Genomic DNA, 514 nt, shown 5'->3' with positions numbered 1-514 from the left:
GAAATTGACAGCGCTTATTTAAGATAAGACAATAGATTTTATTTGCAGAATTGAAGCTAGGAATAACTAACTTACCCGGGCGGGCCATGCCGGATACCCCTTTACTTTGGCGAAAATAAAGTCACCAGACTTGTATTCCTTTACTTTTTTACCCATTTTCAATAGGTACGCCGCTACAACCACAAACTAAAATTTATTCAGATTTCCTTCACAAACTTCAAGTCGTGCAACCTGAAAAAGTAAATAGCACTCGTTGGTAACCTTGCCCTCTATTAATCGGCGATATCAACAGCAAGAAAAGGCATTTGCTTTAGAAATACTAAAGGACGCTTCAATATAAAAATAACCTTAAAAATCCAAACCGCGGCAGCCAACTGACGGAAGGGAAATAAACATACATAATTCAGCTCTCCGATATACCAGTCTATAGCAGCACAACTTTCTGGAAGTTCTAAAGTGTTATAGATCTGTTTAGGTGGGAAATCATGTTTGTTGTAATATTGAATATAACCAA

General features: G+C 37.2%; 1 pseudogene. It reads right to left on the bottom strand.

The features are described 5' to 3' along the window. Window positions 1-395: 395 nt before the first annotated feature. Window positions 396-514 (bottom strand): annotated as a pseudogene (locus ACJ5GX_RS01870) (N-acetyltransferase); the annotation flags it as partial.

The organism is Wolbachia endosymbiont of Tuta absoluta (assembly GCF_059414725.1).
Note: the sequence above shows the minus strand (reverse complement) of the source record. Positions and strands in the feature narration are given on the sequence as shown.